Raw genomic sequence first — 20,734 nt, forward strand, 5'->3', positions numbered from 1 at the left:
CCCACCATGGGCCCGCGGATCAGCGCACGCGGCCACGCTCCAGCGAGTTCATCGGGGGCCGATCGGCAACGTCGACGTCGGTGGACGAGGGCAGCCACTCCCCGTCGACCTGCACGAACTGGGTGAGCGCGCCGCCTGCGTCGGGCACCCCGCAGCGCACCAGCGCGGCCGCCATGATCTGGCGCGCCATGACACCCAGCTGCAGCAGCGAGCGGTTGCGGTGCTTGCGGACGCCGAGGTTGACCTGAGCGAGCGCATCCAGGCCGCGCCGGGCGTGGGTGTCGAGCAGCAGCCCGATCTCCACCCCGTACCCGGCGGCGAACGGCAACGACTCCAGCAGCTCCCGCGTGCCCGCGTACTCCCCGCCCAGCGGCTGCACGACCCCGGCGAGCTCGGGGCGCAGCGCCGCGAGCAGCGGGCGCACCAGCAGCTCGGTGACCCGGCCACCGCCGGTGTCGGCCTGCGTGGTCTCCAGCCGCAGCGGCCGCCGGTAGAAGCCCTTGACCAGCGCGACACCGGGTTCGGTGAGCAGCGGGCCGAGCAGCGCGGGCACGAAGGCCGGATCGAAGTCGACGAGGTCGGAGTCGAGGTAGCAGACGATGTCGCCGGTGGTGGCGGCCAGCGACCGCCAGAGCACCTCCCCCTTGCCGGGGCGCGGGGCCAGCTCCGGCACGACGTCCGCGCGCTGCACCACCCTTGCCCCGGCCGCGGCAGCGCGGGCCGCGGTGCGGTCGGTGGAACCGGAGTCGATCACCACCAGCTCGTCGACGAGCGGCGCCGGTCCGAGCGTCATCGGCACGATGGCCGCGACGATGGCCCCGACCGTCTCCTCCTCGTCGAGTGCGGGCAGCACCACCGACACCCAGCGCCCGGCCTTGGCGGCCACGAGCCCATCGACCGTCCACGCCGGTTCCTGCCAGGTGCGGCGGGCGAACCACTGCTCGGTGACGGGGTGCATCGGGCTCCTCGGGGCGTGCTCCTAGGCCAGCGCGCGCACCGTTCGTGCTGGTGGGCGGGTACCCGCGATGGCCGCGACCATGTCCACCGTACGTCGCGTGGCCGTGACCTCGTGCGCCCGGAACACCCGCGCGCCCGCTGCGGCCGCGAGCGCGGTGGCCGCGAGGGTGCCCTCCAGCCGGTCGGTGACGGCCGCGACACCGAGCGCCTCCCCGACGAAGTCCTTGTTCGACAGCGCCATCAGCACCGGCCAGCCGGTGGCCACGAGCTCGTCGCACCGGCGCAGCAGCGTCAGCCCGTGGAAGGTGTTCTTGCCGAAGTCGTGGGTGGGGTCGATGAGGATCCCCTCGCGCGGGACGCCCAGCGCGAGCAGTCGCTCGGCGTGGCCGCAGACCTCCTCCAGCACGTCGGCCACGATGTCGGCGTAGCGCACGCGGTGCGGGCGCCGCCGCGGCACCGCGCCGCCGGTGTGCGAGCACACGATGCCCACGCCGAACTCCGCCGCCACCTCGCCGAGCGCCGGGTCGGCCTCGGCCCAGGTGTCGTTGAGCAGGTCGGCACCCTCGGCGACGGCGAGCCTGCCGACCTCGGCGCGCCACGTGTCGACGCTGATCACGACGTCGGGGTGGCGATCGCGCACGGCGGCGACGAACGGCACGACCCGGCGGATCTCCTCGGCCGTGTCGACGTCGGGACCGGGACCGGCCTTGACGCCGCCGATGTCGATGATGTCGGCACCCTCGGCGACCACGGCGTCGACCTTGGCCATGGCGGCGGTGTCGGAGAAGGTGGCGCCCTGGTCGTAGAACGAGTCCGGCGTGCGGTTGACGATCGCCATCACCAGCGCGCGGTCCTGGGCAGGCGTGCGCGTCCCGAAGCGGATCATGAACGCGGGCGTGGCATGTCTGCGGGCGCGGTGCAGGCGTCGAGCGCCGCGGCGACGTCCGTGGTGACGATGAGCCGATCCATCGCGGCCGGCACGACGAACCCGCGGTCGACGAGCTCCCGCATCCACGCCAGCAGCCCGGCGTAGTGCCCGTCGGGATCGAGCATGACCACCGGCTTGGGGTGGAAACCCAGGTAGCCCGACGACCAGACCTCGACCAGCTCCTCGAGCGTGCCGATGCCGCCGGGCAGCGCGATGAACGCGTCGGCGTGCGCCTCCATCAGCGCCTTGCGCTCGCGCATGGTGTCGACGACGAGCAGCTCGTCGGAGTCGTGGTCGGCCCACTCCCGCTCGACCATGGCCTGCGGGATGACCCCGGTGGTGCGGGTGCCACCGGCGCGCGCCGCCACGGCGACCGCGCCCATCATGGAACGCAGGCCACCCCCCGACACGAGCTCCCACCCGCGCTCCGCGATCGCGGTGCCCAGATCGGCGGCGAGCGTGACGTTGGCGGGTGCGATGCCCTCGATGGACGCGCAGTACACGCAGACGGAGAACGCCATCAGTGCGCTTCCTCCCAGGCGCGGTAGGCCTCGTGGACGACCTTCACCGCGTCGTCGACGTCGTCGGTGAGGTGCAGCAGCGCGAGGTCCTTCTCCCCCACCTTGCCGCTGGGCATGACCGTGTTCTTGATCCAGTCGTAGAGCCCGCCCCAGTACTCGGTGCCCAGCAGGACCACCGGGAACTTGGTGACCTTCTTCGTCTGCACGAGCGTCAACGCCTCGAACAGCTCGTCGAGGGTGCCGAACCCACCCGGCAGGCAGACGAACGCCTGCGAGTACTTCACGAACATCGTCTTGCGCGCGAAGAAGTAGCGGAAGTTGATGCCCAGGTCGACCCAGTCGTTGAGCCCCTGCTCGAACGGCAGCTCGATGCCCAGCCCCACGCTCAGCCCGCCGGCGTCGGAGCAGCCCTTGTTGGCCGCCTCCATCACACCCGGACCGCCGCCGGTGATCACGGCGAAGCCCGCCTCGGCGAGCGCGGTGCCCAGCGCCCGGCCCTGCGCGTACTCGAGGTGGTCGCGCTTGGTGCGTGCCGACCCGAAGACCGTGACGGCCCGGGGCAGCTCGGCCAGCATCCCGAAGCCCTCGACGAACTCGGCCTGGATGCGCATCACGCGCCACGGGTCGGTGTGGACCCAGTCGCTCGGCCCCCGCGAGTCCAGCAGCCGCTGGTCGGTGGTGGTGGCCTCGTTCCGGCGCTCGCGGCGCAGGACCACCGGCCCTCGCTGCTTCTCGTCAGGGCGCCGGTCCCCGCTTGCGGTCATGGGTGCCAGGGTAGTGACGACGCGTTTCAGGCCCGTTCGGACGTGCCGGTGGCCGCGTCACACCGATTGCGGGAAAGTCCGTCATGGCCTTCGGCCGCCATGAAAGCTGAGAACCGGGACGTCGGCTGCGGATGGGGAGTGTGCCCCGCACTACCGCGCCCTCGCCGGGCCGGCAGATCAACAGGAGGAGGTTGTGCCCTCCCGGGGTGCGCGAGCCGCACGCCACGGCCCTGTCGATGACGCTGCGGTGCGGGTGGGGTGATGCCGATGGTCGAGCGCGCACTGGCTCATGATCCAACCGGAACCTGTGGGCGTTGATCACTCGCCCGGCGCGGCGGCGGGCTCTTGCAACGCGAGGGCGGGGCGGCGGGCCGCACCCTCACCCCGTCAGGAACCGGCGCAGCACGGCCGTGGCATCGGTGAGCTGCGTGGTGTCCACGTGCTCGTCGCGTGTGTGGGCGAGGTTGGGGTCGCCCGGGCCGAAGTTGACGGCCGGGATGCCGAGCGCCGCGAAACGGGAGACGTCGGTCCAGCCGTACTTCGCCGCCGGTACGGCACCGGTGGCCGCGATGAACTCGGCCGCGGCCGGCGCTGTCAGCCCGGGGAGCGCGCCGGGCGCGAAGTCGGTGATCGCCACGTCGAACCCGTCGAACACGTCGTGGACGTGCTGGCGGGCGGCGTCGCCGTCACGGTCGGGGGCGAACCGGAAGTTGACGGTGACCACGCACTCGTCGGGCACGACGTTGCCCGCCACCCCGCCGCCGATCCGCACGGCCTGCAGGCCCTCGCGGTAGACGCAGCCGTCGATGTCGACGTCGCGCGGCGCGTAGGCGCGCAGGCGGTCGAGCACCGGCCCCATCGCGTGGATCGCGTTGGTGCCGAGCCAGGACCGGGCCGAGTGCGCCCGCCGTCCGGAGGTGCGGATCTCGGCCTTCAGCGTGCCCTGGCAGCCCGCCTCGACGCCGGCGTTCGTCGGCTCGCCGAGTATCGCGAGGTCTGCGGCCAGCCAGTCGCGGTGCTCACGCTCGATGCGGCCCAGGCCGTTGCGGGCGGCCTCGACCTCCTCGCAGTCGTAGAACACCACGGTCAGGTCGTGGCGGGGGTCGGTCAGCGTGGCCGCGATGTGGGCGATCACGGCGTCGCCGGACTTCATGTCGGTGGTGCCGCACCCGTAGAGCAGGTGCCCGTCGCGGCGGCTGGGCACGTTGTCGGCGATGGGCACGGTGTCGAGGTGCCCGGCGAGCAGCACGCGACGCTCCCGGCCCAGCTGCGTGCGGGCGAGCACGGCGTCGCCCGAGCGCAGCACCTCCAGGTGCGGGGCCTGCTTGCGCAGCGCCGCCTCCATCGCGTCGGCCAGCGCGGCCTCGTCCCCCGAGACGCTCGGGGTGTCGACGAGTGCTGCGCACAGCTCGATCGGATCGGCGGCGAGATCAAGTTCCGGAACGGCCACGGCATCGAAACTACGTGCCTATCCTGGATGGCTCGCAACCACCACCAGCGAGGAGCACCGTGACGAAGCCCGGCCGCACCCTGATCGCCGCACTGCTCGACCGTTCGGGCTCGATGCAGTCCATCCGCACCGACACCGAGGGCGGGTTCGACGCGTTCGTCGAGGCCCAGCGCGCGGAGCCCGGTGAGGTGCTCGTCACCCTCGCCCAGTTCGACGACCGTTACGACGCTGTCTACTCGGAGCGTCCGGTGGCCGACGTTCCCGCACTGCAGCTCGAACCGCGCGGCACGACGGCACTGCTCGACGCGATCGGCAGGCTCGTCACCGACGTCGGGGCGGAGCTGGCGGCGCGCCCCGAGCCGGAGCGGCCGTCGAAGGTGATCGTGATGGTGATGACCGACGGGCACGAGAACGCCAGCACGGAGTGGACGCCCGCGGCCATCCGCGCGCTCATCACGCAGCAGGAGCAGACCTACGGCTGGGAGTTCCTGTTCCTCGGCGCCAACATCGACGCCGTCACCGTCGGGCAGCACCTCGGGTTCGACGCGGCCCGCTCGCTCACCTACGGCGCGTCCGGACCGGGTGTGCGCGGCGCGTACCACGCGGTCGCGGCCTACGCGAGCCGGTCCATGGCGGCTCCCGGTGCGCCCGCGGCGGGGTTCAGCGACGCCGAGCGGCAGGGCGCTGCTCCCACCACCTGACCGGGCCGGATACCGTCGACGCCCGTGAGCACCGCACCGCGCCGCGAGGGCGCCTCCGGCACCGGCCTGGCCACCGTCACCGCAGACGGAACGGTCCTCGACACCTGGTACCCCGCGCCCGCGCTGGGTCCCGACGCGCCCGACACCACGGCCGACCTGACGCCGCTCGCCGGCACCGACGACGCCCGCGGCGTCACCACGGTGGTCGTCCGCACGGTGATCGACTCGCTGGCCGACCCGCCCGTCGACGCCCACGACGTCTGGCTGCGGCTGCACCTGCTGTCGCACCGGCTCGTCAAGCCGCACGAGGCCGACCTCACCGGGATCTTCGGGCACCTCGCCAACGTGGTGTGGACCAACCACGGCCCGTGCCCCGTTCCCGGCTTCGAGATCGTCCGTGCCCGCCTGAAGGCGCGGGGCGCGGTCACGGTGTACGGGGTGGACAAGTTCCCCCGCATGGTCGACTACGTGCTGCCGAACGGCGTCCGGATCGCCGACGCCGACCGCGTCCGGCTCGGCGCCCACCTCGCCGAAGGCACCGTCGTGATGCACGAGGGCTTCGTCAACTTCAACGCCGGCACGCTGGGCACGGCGATGGTGGAGGGCCGCATCTCCGGCGGCGTCGTCGTGGGCGCCGACTCCGACGTCGGCGGTGGCGCGTCGATCATGGGGACGCTCTCGGGTGGGGGCAAGGAGGTCATCGCCATCGGGCAGCGCTGCCTGCTCGGAGCCAACGCCGGGATCGGCATCTCGCTCGGGGACGACTGCGTCGTCGAGGCCGGGCTCTACGTCACCGCGGGCACGCTGGTCACGCTGCCGGACGGCTCCACGGCCAAGGCGAAGACGCTGTCGGGCCAGTCCGGGATGCTGCTGCGCCGCAACTCCGTCACCGGCGCCGTCGAGGTGCTCGCCCGCACCGGCAACGGGATCGTCCTGAACGAGGCACTGCACGCGCACTGACCGTTCACCCGGCACCACTAGAGTTCGTCGTCGTGCCCACCGCGACTCCCCGCCGCTCCCGCCGGCCACTGCTCGACCTGCCGGAGCCGCTGGTCGCGGCACCGTCCGACGCGCCCGCGCACCACGTGCGCGCGGCGCTGGACCTGCGGCTGCGGGCGCTGCTCGACCACGACCCGGGCACCCGCACCGGTGCGGACATCGAGGACCTGCACCAGATGCGGGTGTCGGTGCGCCGGATGCGGGCAGCGCTGAAGGCGGCCCGCCCGCTGCTCGACGCCGCGTGGGCCGACGGGCTGCGCGCCGAGCTGGGCTGGCTGGGCCGGGCACTGGGCCCCGTCCGCGACCTGGACGTGATGCTGCTGCGGCTGCGCGCGGAGATCGCGGTACTGCCCGAGCTCGAGCAGGAGGCGGGCGGCGTGCTCGTCGAGGCGCTCGAGGCCGAGCACGCGCAGGCGCGCGCCGAGATGCTGGCCGCGCTCGACGCCCCGCGCTACACGGCGCTGCTGGAGCGCCTCGCCGACGCGATCCGGCTGCCGCTGCCCACCCCGTCGGCCACGCAGGCGCAGCCGGAGCTCACCGATCTCGTCCGGGTCGAGGCGCGCAAGTTGCGCAAGGCCGTCGAGCGGGCGGGTGAGAACCCGCCCGACGAGGTGCTGCACGCGCTGCGGATCAACGGCAAGCGCGTGCGCTACACAGGCGAGCTGGTGGAGCCGGGGCTGCGCGGCACCGACGTCGGGGTCGCGGTCAAGAAGCTGTTGACGGCCACCGCGGAGCTGCAGGAGGTGCTGGGCGACCACCAGGACGCGTGCGTGGCCGAGCAGCGCATCCGCGAGCTCCTCGACGGGCTCGGCGACATGCCCGACGCCTTCGTGGTGTTCGTGGCGGGGCGGCTGGTGGAACGCGAGCGCACCCGGGCGTCGCACCAGCGCACGCTGTGGTGGCCGGCGTGGCTCGACGTCCGCGCCCGCACCGAGGACCTGTAACCGTCGAGAACGACGTTGTCATGATCGAAAGGGCTTTTTGATCATGACAACGTCGTTCTCGACGGTCATTCGGTGAGGCGCTGGGCCGCGGCCGTGATCAGGTGGTCGGGGGCCGTGGCCGCCACCCGGACGTGCTCGGCGCCCGCGGGGCCGTAGAACTCGCCAGGCGCCACGAGGATGCCCTTCTCCGCGAGCCGGTGCACCGTGACGCGGCCGGGCTCACCCGCTGTGGCCCACAGGTACATGCCGGCCTCGGAGTGGTCGACGCGCAGGCCCGCGGCCTCGAGCGCCGTGCGCAGCTGCGCGCGACGCCTGCCGTAGATCCCGACCTGCGTGGCGACGTGCTCGTCGTCGGCCGCGGCGACCTCCATCGCCGCCTGCACCGGCCACGGAACGATCAGCCCGGCGTGCTTGCGCACCTCCAGCAGCGCCGCGACCAGCGTGGGATCGCCGGTGACGAACCCGGCGCGGTACCCGGCGAGGCTGGACGTCTTCGACATCGAGTGCACGGCCAGCAGGCCCTCGTGGGAGCCGCCGCACACCTGCGGGTCGAGCAGGGAAGGGGCGCCGTCGGACAGCGACAGGTAGCACTCGTCGGACGCCACGACGGCGCCGCGCTCCCTGGCCCAGTCCACGACCTTGCGCAGGTGCGCGACCGGCAGCACCCGGCCCGTCGGGTTGGACGGGGAGTTGACCCAGATCAGCGCGACCCTGGCCGGCCCGAGCGCTGCCGTGGAATCCGACCGGACCGGCTGGGCACCTGCCAGCAGCGCCCCGACCTCGTAGGTGGGGTAGGCCAGCTCCGGGATCACCACCGTGTCGCCCGCACCCAGGCCCAGCAGCGTGGGCAGCCACGCGACGAGCTCCTTGGAGCCGATCGTCGGCAGCACCGACACCGGGTCCACGGTGACCCCGAACCGCCGCTGCAGCGAGTCGGCGACGGCCGTGCGCAGCGAGGCGGGCCCGTGCGTGGTCGGGTAACCGGGGATGTCGGCAGCGGAGCCGGTGAGCGCCGCCCGTACCGCGGGCGAGATCGGATCCACCGGCGTGCCGACGGACAGATCGACGATCCCGTCGGGATGCGCGGCGGCCAGCGCCTTGTCGGCCGCCAGCGAATCCCACGGGAAGTCGGGGAGCCCGACCTTCTGCATCACTCGTCGTGCTGCTGCGGCGGCAGGCTCAGCGCGGGCTCGACGTCCTTCTCGGTCTTGCCGACCTTGGACGCACCGCCCGGCGAGCCCAGCTCGTCGAAGAAGTCGACGTTGGCCTTGGTGTAGGCGGCCCACTGCTCGGGGACGTCGTCCTCGTAGTAGATGGCCTCGACGGGGCAGACCGGCTCACAGGCACCGCAGTCGACGCACTCGTCGGGGTGGATGTAGAGCATCCGGCCGCCCTCGTAGATGCAGTCCACCGGGCACTCTTCGATGCACGCTTTGTCGAGCAGGTCGACACAGGGCTCGGCGATCACGTACGTCACGGGGTGGTCCTCCACTCGACCGACAGGGGCTACCGCACAGTATGTATCGGGTGGCGATCGGATCCAGCGCCGGGGCAGTGTGACGCCTGTCGAATTCGAGGAGGTCCGGGTGGAGCTGGAACGGCTGATCGGGCAGCGTGTGTCACTGCGGCAGCTCGTCGGGGAGCGCGACGGCAGGCCGCTCTACAGCGACGCTGTGGGCGATCTCACCCGCGTGGACGACGCGCTGACGGTGCTGACCCGCCGCGGTCCGGTCGCCGTGGACGAGCCGGCGGTGGTCGCCGTGCGCGCGGTTCCACCACCCGTGCCACGCCGCGCGTCGCTGGCCGCCGTCACCGCGCTCGAGTCGCTCTGCGCCGACGCGTGGCCGGCACAGGTCGACGAGCCGCTCGGCGCCTGGCGGTTGCGGGCGGCGGGGGGCTACACCGGCCGCGCGAACTCGGCGCTCGCGATCGGGTCGCCCGGGTTGCCACTCCCCGCGGCACTGGACGCCGTGCACGCCTTCGCGCGGCGCACCGGGATCGGGCCGCGGGTGCAGGTGCCGGTCGGCTCCCCGTGGGACCGCGCCGTCGCCGCCGCGGGCTGGGTGCTCGACGCCGGGCACAAGAAGGGTGCGGAGGTCTCGGTGCAGGTCGCGGAGCTGGCGACGATCGCCGCCGCCCAGGCCGCGGTGGAGCTGCCGGAGCGGCCCGATCCGGACTGGTGGACGCTCGCCGTCGGCGGTGACCCGAGCGCCGCCGAGCGCCACGTCCTCGACCCGAACGGATCTCCGCTGACGACGTTCGCCCAGGTCCGCGGCTCGGACGGGCGGATCACCGGACAGGCCCGCGGCACGGTCGTCGCCGATCACCTGCACCTGTCGATGCTGGAGGTGGAGCCGGCCGCCCGTCGCACCGGCATCGCCACGATGCTGCTGCGCGCCGTCGCCGCCTGGGGTCGTGAACACGGAGCGCGCTGGGGCGTGCTGCAGGTCGCGCTGCACAACGTGGGCGCCGTGGCGCTCTACGAGCGGCTGGGTTTCGTCGAGCACCACCAGTACCGGTACCTGATCCCGCCCCCCGCCACCGGTGCGGTCAGACCGGCGTGAGACCCGTCGCGCGTCAGCCGCGCGGTCGCCCGTACTCGGTGAGCAGCACCCCGCGCAGCGCCCACAGCCCGGTGGCCAGCGTGCCCATGATCAGCAGCAGCGACTGCCAGGTGGTGGAGATCATCGCGTCACCCCCCGGCCCCACGAACCCGAGCACCGCGACGATCACCAGCCAGGCCCACAGCGGCGCGCCCGCCATCGACGGCCTGCTGTCGAGCAGCCCGGCGCGGCGCACCAGCCACGGCATGATCAGCAGCGAGAGCACGGCACCCACCGGCACCGGGATCGCGTTCCAGTACAGGGGCGTGAACACCAGCCCGAACGCCGCCAGCAACGCCCCGTCGACGGTCAGCAGCGTCAACGTGACCACGCCGTCGCTCTCGGGGACGTCGTCGCGCGCGGGATACGGGAGCAGCGGTGGCGAACCGTCGGTGTGATCGGTCATCGGGACACCTCCGCGAACAGGTCGGCGGCCGGCGGCGGGGCGCCGTCGGCGGCGACGAACTCCTCGACGTCGAGCAGCGGCTGGGCCACGAGGTTGCTCATGGCGAGCACGAGGTCGTCGCCGCGCTCGTGCAGGGCGATCTGCGTGGCGTGCGCGCGCATCGCGGCGATCCGTCGCTGCCGCTGCGCCGCCACGTCGATGCGCGTGGTGACGACCGCGTCCGGCACGGAGGGCAGCTCGTCGGCGGCGGGCACCCGGAACGGGAGGTCCGCCACCCCGGCCACGCGCGCGAGCCCGGCGTCGAGCGTGGCGCGGCCGATGACGCACTCGTAGCGTCGCGCCGGCACCCGGGCCACGGCGGCCACGGTGATCTCGTGGGCGCGGACGTGGTCGGGGTGCCCGTACCCGCCGTCGGACGCGTAGCTGACCACGACCTGCGGCCGGACCTCCTCCAGCACGGCCACCAGCGCGTCCACCTGCTCGTCGAACGACTCCGGCCGGGCCAGCGCGCGCGGGTGCAGCACCTCCGGGGTGGCGGCCCGCACGCCGTGCCCGGCCAGCGCCATGCCGGAGTCGCGCCAGCGACCCGCACCGCCGAGGAACCGGTGGTCGGTGACGCCGAGCGCGGCGCAGGCCGCGGCGAGCTCGCCGATCCGGTAACCGCCGAGCTGGTCGGCATGTTCGGGGGCGAGCTGCGCGAGCGCGGGTGGGATGACCTCACCCTGCTCGCCGAGCGTGCACGTGACCAGCGTGACCGACGTGTCCGGCTGCGCCGCGTAGTGCGCCATCGTGCCGCCGGTGGCCAGCGTCTCGTCGTCGGGATGGGCGTGTACGAGCAGCAGTCGACGCCCGGGGATCGCACTCACGTTCCCAGACTAGTGCGGTGATCTGATCGCCATGGCCGCCGCCGAACGCGCACCGGCTCATGATCCAACCCGAACCAGTGGGCGCTGATCGCCCCGGCACCCCGATTGTGCCGGTCCGTTGTTCCTGGTGCGAACGTCGCCACGACGGTTTGCTCGGGACGTGGGCATCGACCGGCCGCGGGGGTCCGGCAGCCCACGGACCACAGGGGGAACCATGTCTCGCATCCTCATCAGGGCCGCGGCGACCACGGCGGCTGCCGCACTCGCCGCACTGGCGGTCGCCGCTCCGGCATCGGCCGCAACGGACGAGTCCTTCGGACCGCAGTCGCAGGTGGTCTGCTCGGGGTCGCTCGACGGCGGGCAGGCCTGCATCACGGCGTCGGCCGCACCACCCAACCGGGTCTACGGCTACGTGCTGCTCGACCAGGGCCGCACCTTCGCGGGCGTCCTGCTGACGCTCATGGGCTGTGACGACGCAGGGAGGTGCGTGCCGGTGGTCACGAAGACCGCCGCCGACGTCAACGCGCTGAGCACCGGCACGGTCGCATTCGACCCGGCCCACCGGTACTACCAGGTCAACGCCAGCTGGGTGGACGACCAGCAGCACCTGCACACCGGGGTGGTCGCCTCGCTGCACCGAGGCTGAGCAGTTCGCGGATCGGGCAATTCCCGGATCGGGCTAACGACCACGCGCCCCCCGTCGATCTGCAGAACGGGGAAGCAGATCGCTGGGGGGCGCTGTGGATTCACCAGTTGCGGATTCAACAATTGCGGAATCTTTCGGATCACAGATCCGCCGACAACGCATCCGGGCCGGGCTGACGCAGGAGCAGCTGGCGGAGCGGGCCGGGATCAGCGTCCGGGGCCTGCGAAAACTCGAGTGCGGACACTCCCGACGACCCCACTCCGCCACGGTGCGGAAACTGCACGACGTTCTCGGGGAACCGCCCACCGCACCCTTCCCGCGACAGTTTCGGCAGGCAGCCGGCGACGTCGCGATCATCGTGGTGTTCGAGGGACACCTAGGGCCGGGTCTGCTCGATGCCGGTGAGCAGTGTGGTGAGTCCCCACTCGAAGCGCTGGGGCGCGCTGCCCGAGAACAGCTCGTCGTGCAGATGCGCAGCGTGGGGGTGCGCCACTGCGTCGGCTGCTGCGTACGCACCGCGGGCTCGAGCCACCGGGTCGGGCTGGGTACGCCAGCGGTCGCGCTCGGCGGCGCCTGCCGTGACGTGGAGCATCAGGAGGTCGTAGCCCCAGGCTGCCACGCGATCGGCGACGCCGAGCCGGAGCAGGCACCCGAGGACGGTGTCGGTCAGGCGGATCGAGTTCTGGCCGTTCGGCAGGGTGCCGGCGGCGAGCTGGGCGAGCCCTTCGTGGGTCAGCAGCGCCTCGCGGTAGGACCCGAGTACCGCCAGTAGCCGTTCGCGCGGCTGCGCCCGCAGCACCTCGTGCAGGTCCACTTCACCGAGCACGGCGTCCAGGACCAGCTCGTGCAGGTCCTGGATCGTGTCGACGTAGGCGTAGAGCGAGGCTGGACCCGTTTCGAGTTCCCGCGCGACGCCGCGCAGGGTCAGCGCGGTGGTACCACCCCGCCGGAGGAGCGACAAGGCCGCCGACACGAACGCGTCCAGGCTGAGCGGTTGCTTGTCCGCTCGGCTGCGCGCGCGCCGTTGCCGGTCTGTCATCGCCTTCCTCCCCTGCCTCCGACCTGCGGAAACATCATCCTAACGGCCCCGTTCCCGCGCACTGCCGCACTGCGTGGACCTCCCACACAGCGATTGGGCGATCGTCGATCGTGTCACGAACCTGTTCGGAACGATCGTGTTCGTCTACGCTGGGTGCAGCATCTGCCGACGTGGCTCGACCCCTGGAGACCGCAATGAGCACCCACCACCCGATCGCGATCATCGGCGCCGGCCTCGGCGGCCTGACCGCCGCCCGGGTCCTGTACACCAACGGGATCGAGGCGGCGTTGTTCGAGCTGGAGCCGTCCGCGGCGACCCGCGTCCAGGGAGGCATGCTCGACATCCACGAGGAGAGCGGTCAGCAGGCACTGCATGCCGCGAACCTCTACGACGACTTCATCAAGATCATCCACGAGGGCGGTCAGGCGATGCGCCTGGTGGGGCGCGACGGCACCGTCCACGTCTCGACGGAGGACGACGGCAACGGCGGCCGGCCCGAGGTGGATCGCGGAGACCTGCGCGAGCTGCTGTTGAGCTCGCTCCCCGACGGCGCCATCCACTGGGGCCGGAAGGTCACCGGCGCGCAGGCACTGGACGGCGGGCGTCACGAAGTGACGTTCGCCGATGGATCCACCATCACCACCGACCTCCTGATCGGAGCCGACGGCGCCTGGTCACGCATCCGACCCCTGCTCTCGGACGCCCTGCCCGCCTACACCGGCATCTCCTTCGTCGAGTCCGACCTGCTGGACGCCGCCACCCGCCACCCGCGCAGTGCAGCGGTCATCGGCAGGGGCTTCTTCATCTGCCTGGGCGATGAGCGTGGCTTCCTGGCCCACCGGGAGACCGACGGCAGCCTCCACGTCTACACCGCGCTCAAGGTGGACGAGGGATGGGCGGACACCGTCGACTTCACCGACGCCGCGGTCGCCAGGGAGGCGGTACTGGCTCAGTTCCCCGGCTGGAACGACGACCTGCGCGGGCTGATCTCCGCTGCCGACGGTGCACTGGTGCCACGTCGCATCCATGCCCTCCCGGTGGGACATCGCTGGGAACGCAGACCTGGCGTGACGCTGCTGGGCGACGCCGCCCACGTGATGTCCCCGTTCGCAGGCGAGGGCGCGAACCTGGCCATGCTCGACGGAGCGGAGCTCGGCCGGGCGATCGCCGCGCACCCCGACGACGTCGAGGCCGCACTGGCCGCCTACGAGGACGCGCTCTTCCCGCGCAGCGAGGCCAGCGCCGCCGACTCCGCCGAGAGCCTGCAGATCATGTTCGGCGCGGACGGCCTGGAGCGCATGACCGAGTTCTTCGGCTCCGGCCCGGGCGGGCAGTAGGCCCGGCAGCTCCCCCTGTCGGCAGGGAACGAAACGATCAGCCCGCCCGCGCCGCCACGAGCTCCACCTCGAATCCGTCGGTGTTCTCGAGGTATCCCGCGTAGTGCTCCGGCCCGCCCGCCCAGGGGTAGCGATCGGCGAACAGCTGGTGCCATCCGTGTGCGGGGGCGGCCGCCACGAGCGCATCCACGGCGCCGCGGTCACCCGCGTGGAACGCCAGGTGGTTGAGCCCCGGCCGGCGCCGCTCGTGGGTGGCGTCCGACAGCGCTGGTGACTGCTCGACCACCAGGTACGTGGCGCCGAGCAGCCAGCTGCGCCCGGCGGGCCAGTCCTGGTGTCCGGCGTAGCCGAGCTCGCCCAGCAGCCAGCCCCATTCCTCGACGGCGCGGCCGAGGTCGGGCACCCACAGCTCGACGTGGTGCAGCGCGCCGATGGACGCCGCCGTCGAAGGGGGCGGACTCGCGTCAGACATGCGCCCAGCCTGCCACGCCACCGCACCCTGCAGCCGTCGAGAACGCACCTGTCGTGATCAACCGGCCCGGTTGATCACGGCGAGTGCGTTCTCGACGACGGGCGGGATCAGCCGCGCAGCACCTCGCGGGTGCCCGCGAAGTGGCACGCCACCGAGTGCTGGTCGGACTGCCTGCTGATGGTGAGCGCAGGCGGCACGTCGATGCACTTCTGCCGGTCGGTCTCCGACAGCTCCAGGTGCTTCCAGCAGCGGGTCCGGAACCGGCATCCGCTGGGCGGGTTGGCCGGGTTCGGCACGTCGCCGGTGAGCAGGATCCGTTCCCGGGCCCGTTCGACGGCCGGGTCCGGGATCGGCACCGCCGAGATCAGCGCCTGCGTGTAGGGGTGTTGCGGCCGTTCGAACAGGTCGTCGCGGTCGGCCAGCTCGACGATCCCACCCAGGTACATCACCGCGACCCGGTCGGAGATGTGGCGCACCACCGACAGGTCGTGTGCGATGAACAGGTAGGTCAGCCCGAACTCGGTCTGCAGGTTCTCCAGCAGGTTGAGGATCTGGGCCTGGATCGACACGTCCAGTGCCGAGACCGGCTCGTCGAGCACCACGAACTTCGGGTTCAGCGCGATCGCCCGCGCGATCCCGACGCGCTGGCGCTGGCCACCGGAGAACTCGTGCGGGTAGCGGTCGGCGTACTCGGCCGAGAGCCCGACCGTGTCGAGCAGCTCGGAGATCGTGTTCTTCGTGACCTCGCCGCCGAGCAGCTCGTACTTCTCGGTGAGGATCTGGCGCACCGTCATGCGCGGGTTCAGCGACGCGTAGGGATCCTGGAAGACGATCTGCATGTCCTCCCGGGCCTTGCGCAGCTCGCCCAGCGACAGCCCGGTGATGTCGCGGTCACCGAGGCGCACGGTGCCCGACGTGGGCTCGTGCAGCCGCAGGATCGTGCGGGCGGCCGTCGACTTGCCGCAGCCGGACTCGCCGACCAGCGAGAGCGTGGTGCCCGGCTGGATGGCGAGGTTGATGCCGTTGACGGCCTGCACCGTGCCGACCTGGCGCCGGATGAACACACCCGACCGGATCGGGAAGTGCTTGACCAGCTCCGTGACCTCGACGACCGGCGGCGTGGTCGACCGCACCGCCGCCTCGGCCTTCGCCGCCGGCGGGCGGGGGGCGGAGAACGCCGCCGCCACCTCGTCGGGGTGGATGCACGCGTGCAGGTGGTCCGACCCGGCGGCCATCGGCAGCAGCTGCGGGACGTCGACGGTGCAGTCCTCGCTGGAGAACCGGCACCGCGGGTTGAACGCGCACCCCGACGGCACCCGCGACAGGCTCGGCGGCTGGCCCGGGATCGGCTCCAGCTTCTCCGGCCGGGCGTGGTCCATGCGCGCCAGGCTCGACAGCAGCCCGTAGGTGTACGCGTGGCGCGGCGCGGCGAAGATGTCGTCGGTGGTGCCGGTCTCGACGATCCGGCCCGCGTACATCACCGCGATCCGGTCGGCGTGGCTGGCGACGAGACCCAGGTCGTGGGTGATCAGCACGATCGCCGTGTTGCGGCTCTCCTGCAGGTTCACCAGCAGCTGCATGATCTGCGCCTGCACCGTGACGTCGAGCGCCGTGGTGGGCTCGTCGGCGAGCAGCACCTGCGGGTCGTTGGCCAGCGCCATCGCGATCATGGCCCGCTGGCGCATGCCGCCGGAGAACTCGTGCGGGTACTGCCCGGCCCGCACGGCCGGGCTGGGGATGCCGACCTCGCCGAGCAGGTCGACCGCCTTGCGCAACGAGGCCTGCTTGCCCACCTTCTGGTGGACCCGCACCATCTCCGCGATCTGGTCGCCGACCTTGAACACGGGGTTCAGCGCCGTCAGCGGGTCCTGGAAGATCATCGCGATCTCGCTGCCGCGCAGCTTGCGCTGCTGCGCCTCCGGCATGTCCAGCAGGGACCGGCCGCGCAGCAGCACCTGCCCGCTCGGGAACACCGCGGGCGGTGTCGGCACGAGGCCGAGGATCGTCATGGCCGAGACCGACTTGCCCGATCCCGACTCGCCGACGATGGCGAGCGTCTCGCCCTCGTTGACGTGCCAGTTGACGCCGTCCACCGCCTTGACGGTGCCGGCGGGCGTCTTGAAGTGCACCCGCAGGTCCTTGACCTCGAGCACGGGAGCGCCCTTGGCACCCCCGGAGCTGCCGAGCACGTCCTCCGCGCCCAGCGGCGAGCGTGTTGTGGTGGTGTCTGCCATGGTCAGTTGCCCCCGCGGAGCTTCGGGTCGAGCGCGTCACGCAGGCCGTCGGCCACGAACGCGAAGCCCAACGTGGTGATGGCGATCGCGCCTGCGGGTGCGAGCCACAGGTGTGACTTGCCCTCCACGCGCAGGAAGCCGACCGCCTGGGAGATCAGGCGGCCCCACTCGGGCACGTCGGGCGGGACGCCGATGCCGAGGAAGGACAGCGACGCCATCGCCACGACCGTGACCCCGATGCTCGTGAACGAGTAGACGAACACGGGTGCGATCGCGTTGGGCAGGATGTGGCGGCGGATGATGCGGCCGTTACCGGCTCCGATGGAGCGAGCGGCCTCGACGTACTCGGCCTCCCGCAGCGACAGCACCTGGCCACGCATGAGCCGGGCGGCGGTCGTCCAGCCGAACACCACGAGTGCGACGATCACCGGGACCACGCCGTCGCCGAAGAGGCGGACCACCAGGATCGCGCCGATCAGGCCGGGGAACGACAGGAAGATGTCGGTGATCCGGCTGATCACCGCGTCCCAGGCGCCGCCCTTGAACCCGGCGATGGCCCCGAGCGTCACACCGACGATCAGCGAGCCCGCCACCGTGCTCACGCCGACGATCATCGCCAGCCGGGTGCCGTAGATGATCCCCGAGTAGAGGTCGCGGCCGAGCACGTCGGTGCCGAGCCAGTGCTGCGCCGACGGCGGCTGCAGCACGTTGACCAGGTTCTGCTCGAACGGGCTGTAGGGCGTCAGAATCGGCTCGAAGATCGCGATGATCATGAGCAGCGTGACGATGGTGAGGCCCACCATCGCCAGCTTGTTGCGCCGGAACCGGCGCCAGATGTCGGCGACCTGCCCGTCGGCCTTCTTGTCCTTGCGGCCCGACGACGGCGGTGGCGGCTCGGCGGTCTCGAGCCCCGGGTCGATCGGGGCGGACGGGCCACCGGGTGAGGATGTGGGAAGTGTCATGGAGGGTTGGCCTCGCTCAGTTCAGCCTGATCCGGGGGTCGAGATAGGCGTAGAGGATGTCGACGATGAGGCTCAGCACCACGAACGTCACGACGGAGTAGACGACGATCGCGATGATGACGGGTGCGTTGCTGTTGCGGATGGCATTGAACAGCAGGTAGCCGACGCCGTTGTACTGGAAGATCGACTCGGTGATGATCGCCCCGCCGAACAGCACGCCGAGCGAGATGCCGATGTAGGTGACCACCGGGATCATCGAGTTGCGCATGGCGTGCTTGCCGATCACCACGCGTTCCGACAGACCCTTGGCGCGGGCCGTGCGGATGTAGTCGGCTCGCAGCACCTCGAGCATCGACCCGCGCATCAGCCGCGCGATGAACGCAGCGTCCACGATGGCGAGCGTGAAGGCCGGTAGCAGGACCTCCTGGTACCAGGGCACCTCGACCGTGAAACTTCGCGGGACGATCGGGAACGGCCCGATCCCGGAGAGGTTGGCCACCAGCAGGATGCCGAGGACGAACGTCGGGATCCCGATCAGCAACGTGGTGCTGATGGTGACCAGTACGTCCCAGAACGAGTAGCGCTTGACGGCGGCGATGACGCCCGCGGTCACACCGATGACCACGTCGATGAGGATCGCGACGAGCGCGAGCCGGATGGTGTTCGGCACGGTCGTGGCCAGCAGTTCGGAGACCTCGCGGCGCTGGCTGAAGTCGATGCCGAAGTCGCCGGTCACCATGTTGCCGATGTAGGTCAGGAACTGGATCGGGATCGGCTTGTCGAGGCCGAACTTTGCCCGGTTGAGCGCCGCGATCTCCGGCGGCACCGTCTTCTCACCGGTGGACCCGAAGGGATCGCCCAGCACGAAGGTGGCCAGGAAGATCAGCAGTGTGGCGACGAAGATGACCAGGATCGCCTGGGCACTGCGTCGCAGGATGAACTTGCCCATGATGTGGAGCTCCCGCCCGACACGGTGACGGCCTGCGGACCCGGTTCGCGGGTCCGCAGGCCGTCACCACCTGGTCACTTCAGAGTGATCTCGGCCAGGGTGGGGTTCTCGAAGAAGTCCATCTTCACGTTCCCGAACTTCGCGGTGTTCGCCAGGCGGAACTGCTGCCGGATGAACATCGGGATGATGCCCAGGTCGTCGCCGATCGAGATCTTCTCGGCCTGCTTGTACAGGTCGTTGCGGGCGGCCTCGTCCGTGGTCGATGCCGCCTTGGTCAGCAGCGCGTCGACCTGCGGGTTGCTGTAGCGACCCTTGTTGTCACCGGTCGCCACGTCGGCGGGCGTGGCCGCACCGATCGACGAGGTGGCCAGCAGCGGGCCGATGAAGTTGCCCGGCGTCGGGTAGTCGGCGCCCCACGAGGAGCGGTAGAAGCCGCTGGCGCCCGGCTGGCGCTGGTTGGTCAGCATGTCCTTGAACGGGACGCCGCTGTAGGTGACCTTGAGACCCAGGTTGGTCTCCAGCTGCTGCTTGACCGCGGCGGTCCACTCCTCGTGGCCACCACCGGTGTTGAACTGGAACTTGACCTCGGTGCCGGGGGTGAGTCCGGCCTTGGCGGCCAGGTCCTTGGCCGCAGCGGGGTCGAACTTGCACGCCGTGCAGACGCCCTCGACGTAGGCCTTCGTGAACGACGGCGGCAGCAGCGACGTGGCCGGGGCCTTGGAGCCCTGGAACACACCCTGCGCGATCGCGTTGCGGTCGATGGCCATGGAGATCGCCTTGCGGGCGTCGGCGCTGTCGAGCGGCTTGGTGGTGTCCATCGTCATCAGGTAGTCGATGCCGGCGGTCTTCTTGGAGATCCACTGGTTCTTCGGCTCGTTGGCCGCCCGCTCCGACGTCAGCACGGGTGTGGGCATGCGCGCCCAGTCGAACGTGCCGTTGTTGAAGCCGTCGGTCTCGACCTGGTTGCCGTTGGCAGACGGCGTGATCGTGATCTCGACCGCGTCGAGGTTGGCCTTCGGGCCGGCCCCGTAGGTGTCGTTGCGAACGAGCTTGATGCCCTTCTCGTGCTGCCACGGGCCGTCCATCTTGAACGGGCCGTTGCCGATGGGCATGTCGTTGTAGGTCTTGTTGTCCGCAGCGCCCGCGACGGTCGGGACCGGGCTGGCCACGGGGTGCATGGTGCGGAGCTCGAACTCGCAGTCGGCCTTCGACAGCGTGACCTTGAGCGTCTTCGGGTCGGTGGCGTCGACACCCGAGAGGGTGGTGGCGCTCCCGTCCTGCATCTGGTCGTAACCGGCGATCTCGTCGAGGTGGTAGGACACCTGCGAGGCCGAGGCCTTGGCGGAGGTGCGGTCCCAGCCACGCTTGAACGCGGCCGCGTCCACGGGCTCACCGTTGGAGAACGTGGTGCCGGTCTTGAGGTCGAACGTCCACTGGGTGCAGTCGGCGTTCGGGGTCCACTTGGTGGCGACACCCGGGATCACGTCACCGTTGGGCTTGGCGTCGACGAGGCCGGTGAACAGCGCCTTGTTGACGGTCGAGCCCTCGGACTCCTGCACGTTGTACGGGTCGATCGCGGTCGGCTCGGTGATACCCAGCCGGAAGGTGCCTCCCGGCTTGCCCGGCACCGCGGGCAGGTCGGCCGTCTCGGGGAATCCCACGGCCGGCTGCGCGGCATTGCCGGAGCTGGTGCCCTGATTGCTCTGCTGCGAGCACCCCGCCAACACCAGACCCACCGCTGCCGTCATCGTGACGGCCGCGAGACCTGCCCTCGATCTCCTCATGGACTTCCTGACCTCTCTCTGCTGGACGGTCCCGGTCGGACGCCTCGGCTGCATCGACGCGATGTGCCACATCCATGTAGCGAACAGGCGCACCGACCCACGGCACGGTAGGAAGCGCGACGGCGCGCGTCATCGTCGCCCCTCCGATCGTGACCAAAGGGTGACCGGACAA

Annotated in this window: 21 protein-coding genes and 1 pseudogene; 7 read left to right on the forward strand and 15 right to left on the reverse strand. The window is 71.4% G+C overall.

All coding sequences use genetic code 11. The features are described from left to right. Positions 1-19 precede the first annotated feature (19 nt). The 5 genes from ACFPFQ_RS39150 to dapE form a co-directional block, all read right to left on the reverse strand. Positions 20-958 carry a glucosyl-3-phosphoglycerate synthase gene (locus ACFPFQ_RS39150; protein ID WP_379628190.1) on the reverse strand — a complete coding sequence of 313 codons (939 nt, stop codon included), beginning with the start codon at positions 956-958 and terminating at the stop codon, positions 20-22. 21 nt (positions 959-979) lie between these two features. Then, the gene (folP, locus tag ACFPFQ_RS39155; RefSeq protein ID WP_379628192.1) at positions 980-1,843 is read right to left on the reverse strand and encodes a dihydropteroate synthase; all 864 of its coding nucleotides are present in this window, start codon (positions 1,841-1,843) and stop codon (positions 980-982) included. Further along, positions 1,840-2,406 (reverse strand): TIGR00730 family Rossman fold protein, encoded by a 567-nt coding sequence (locus tag ACFPFQ_RS39160; protein WP_379628194.1) that lies wholly within the window; start codon positions 2,404-2,406, stop codon positions 1,840-1,842. The genes folP and ACFPFQ_RS39160 overlap by 4 nt, the downstream gene beginning before the upstream one ends. Next, positions 2,406-3,170, reverse strand: a complete 765-nt coding sequence (locus ACFPFQ_RS39165) for a TIGR00730 family Rossman fold protein (protein WP_379628196.1) — start codon at positions 3,168-3,170, stop codon at positions 2,406-2,408. The genes ACFPFQ_RS39160 and ACFPFQ_RS39165 overlap by 1 nt, the downstream gene beginning before the upstream one ends. A gap of 379 nt (positions 3,171-3,549) precedes the next feature. Beyond that, a complete protein-coding gene (dapE, locus tag ACFPFQ_RS39170; protein ID WP_379628198.1) occupies positions 3,550-4,620 on the reverse strand; it encodes a succinyl-diaminopimelate desuccinylase in 1,071 nt (356 codons plus the stop codon). A gap of 59 nt (positions 4,621-4,679) precedes the next feature. On the opposite strand from dapE, the gene ACFPFQ_RS39175 reads away from it, so the two are divergent. The 3 genes from ACFPFQ_RS39175 to ACFPFQ_RS39185 are packed head-to-tail and all read left to right on the forward strand — an operon-like array spanning position 4,680 to position 7,264. Next, positions 4,680-5,321 (forward strand): vWA domain-containing protein, encoded by a 642-nt coding sequence (locus tag ACFPFQ_RS39175; RefSeq protein WP_379628200.1) that lies wholly within the window; start codon positions 4,680-4,682, stop codon positions 5,319-5,321. Positions 5,322-5,345: 24 nt separating this feature from the next. Further along, positions 5,346-6,281: a 2,3,4,5-tetrahydropyridine-2,6-dicarboxylate N-succinyltransferase gene (gene dapD, locus ACFPFQ_RS39180; protein ID WP_379628202.1), complete on the forward strand. Its 936-nt coding sequence runs from the start codon at positions 5,346-5,348 to the stop codon at positions 6,279-6,281. A 32-nt stretch (positions 6,282-6,313) separates the two neighbouring features. Continuing rightward, positions 6,314-7,264, forward strand: coding sequence for a CHAD domain-containing protein (locus tag ACFPFQ_RS39185; RefSeq protein ID WP_379628204.1), 951 nt, complete (start codon positions 6,314-6,316; stop codon positions 7,262-7,264). 65 nt (positions 7,265-7,329) lie between these two features. On the opposite strand, the gene dapC is transcribed toward ACFPFQ_RS39185, so the two are convergent. Then, positions 7,330-8,415 carry a succinyldiaminopimelate transaminase gene (dapC, locus tag ACFPFQ_RS39190; protein ID WP_379628293.1) on the reverse strand — a complete coding sequence of 362 codons (1,086 nt, stop codon included), beginning with the start codon at positions 8,413-8,415 and terminating at the stop codon, positions 7,330-7,332. Next, positions 8,415-8,741 carry a ferredoxin gene (gene fdxA, locus ACFPFQ_RS39195; RefSeq protein ID WP_379628206.1) on the reverse strand — a complete coding sequence of 109 codons (327 nt, stop codon included), beginning with the start codon at positions 8,739-8,741 and terminating at the stop codon, positions 8,415-8,417. The genes dapC and fdxA overlap by 1 nt, the downstream gene beginning before the upstream one ends. 109 nt (positions 8,742-8,850) lie before the next feature. Here fdxA and ACFPFQ_RS39200 point away from each other — a divergent pair, with 109 nt between their 5' ends. Next, positions 8,851-9,828, forward strand: coding sequence for a GNAT family N-acetyltransferase (locus ACFPFQ_RS39200; protein ID WP_379628208.1), 978 nt, complete (start codon positions 8,851-8,853; stop codon positions 9,826-9,828). Positions 9,829-9,841: 13 nt separating this feature from the next. On the opposite strand, the gene ACFPFQ_RS39205 is transcribed toward ACFPFQ_RS39200, so the two are convergent. Both ACFPFQ_RS39205 and mshB read right to left on the reverse strand, forming a co-directional pair. Further along, positions 9,842-10,273 (reverse strand): hypothetical protein, encoded by a 432-nt coding sequence (locus ACFPFQ_RS39205; RefSeq protein ID WP_379628210.1) that lies wholly within the window; start codon positions 10,271-10,273, stop codon positions 9,842-9,844. Continuing rightward, entirely contained in the window at positions 10,270-11,139 is an 870-nt protein-coding gene (gene mshB, locus ACFPFQ_RS39210; protein WP_379628212.1) for an N-acetyl-1-D-myo-inositol-2-amino-2-deoxy-alpha-D-glucopyranoside deacetylase, read from the reverse strand. Before mshB ends, ACFPFQ_RS39205 begins: the two co-directional genes overlap by 4 nt. A 214-nt stretch (positions 11,140-11,353) precedes the next feature. Between mshB and ACFPFQ_RS39215 the strand changes: the two genes are divergently transcribed. Together ACFPFQ_RS39215 and ACFPFQ_RS39220 are read left to right on the forward strand one after the other, a co-directional pair. Next, a complete protein-coding gene (locus tag ACFPFQ_RS39215; RefSeq protein ID WP_379628214.1) occupies positions 11,354-11,785 on the forward strand; it encodes a hypothetical protein in 432 nt (143 codons plus the stop codon). A 94-nt stretch (positions 11,786-11,879) separates the two neighbouring features. Further along, positions 11,880-12,080, forward strand: a pseudogene (locus ACFPFQ_RS39220) (helix-turn-helix domain-containing protein); the annotation flags it as partial. Positions 12,081-12,161: 81 nt separating this feature from the next. Here the strand turns inward: ACFPFQ_RS39220 and ACFPFQ_RS39225 are convergent. After that, positions 12,162-12,824, reverse strand: coding sequence for a TetR/AcrR family transcriptional regulator (locus ACFPFQ_RS39225; RefSeq protein ID WP_379628215.1), 663 nt, complete (start codon positions 12,822-12,824; stop codon positions 12,162-12,164). Positions 12,825-13,018: 194 nt separating this feature from the next. Here ACFPFQ_RS39225 and ACFPFQ_RS39230 point away from each other — a divergent pair, with 194 nt between their 5' ends. Further along, the gene (locus ACFPFQ_RS39230; protein WP_379628294.1) at positions 13,019-14,161 is read left to right on the forward strand and encodes an FAD-dependent oxidoreductase; all 1,143 of its coding nucleotides are present in this window, start codon (positions 13,019-13,021) and stop codon (positions 14,159-14,161) included. A 37-nt stretch (positions 14,162-14,198) separates the two neighbouring features. Here ACFPFQ_RS39230 and ACFPFQ_RS39235 read toward each other — a convergent pair whose 3' ends face one another. The 5 genes from ACFPFQ_RS39235 to ACFPFQ_RS39255 form a co-directional block, all read right to left on the reverse strand. Then, entirely contained in the window at positions 14,199-14,633 is a 435-nt protein-coding gene (locus ACFPFQ_RS39235) for a VOC family protein (RefSeq protein ID WP_379628217.1), read from the reverse strand. Between the two features lie 107 nt (positions 14,634-14,740). Next, positions 14,741-16,867, reverse strand: a complete 2,127-nt coding sequence (locus tag ACFPFQ_RS39240) for a dipeptide ABC transporter ATP-binding protein (RefSeq protein ID WP_379628219.1) — start codon at positions 16,865-16,867, stop codon at positions 14,741-14,743. 2 nt (positions 16,868-16,869) lie between these two features. Beyond that, on the reverse strand, positions 16,870-17,829 hold the full coding sequence (locus ACFPFQ_RS39245) for an ABC transporter permease (protein WP_379628221.1): 960 nt from the start codon (positions 17,827-17,829) through the stop codon (positions 16,870-16,872). A gap of 16 nt (positions 17,830-17,845) precedes the next feature. Next, positions 17,846-18,778: an ABC transporter permease gene (locus tag ACFPFQ_RS39250; RefSeq protein ID WP_379628223.1), complete on the reverse strand. Its 933-nt coding sequence runs from the start codon at positions 18,776-18,778 to the stop codon at positions 17,846-17,848. Between the two features lie 74 nt (positions 18,779-18,852). Then, positions 18,853-20,562: a peptide ABC transporter substrate-binding protein gene (locus tag ACFPFQ_RS39255; protein WP_379628225.1), complete on the reverse strand. Its 1,710-nt coding sequence runs from the start codon at positions 20,560-20,562 to the stop codon at positions 18,853-18,855. Between the last annotated feature and the right edge of the window lie 172 nt (positions 20,563-20,734).

Source organism: Pseudonocardia sp. GCM10023141, assembly GCF_042653605.1.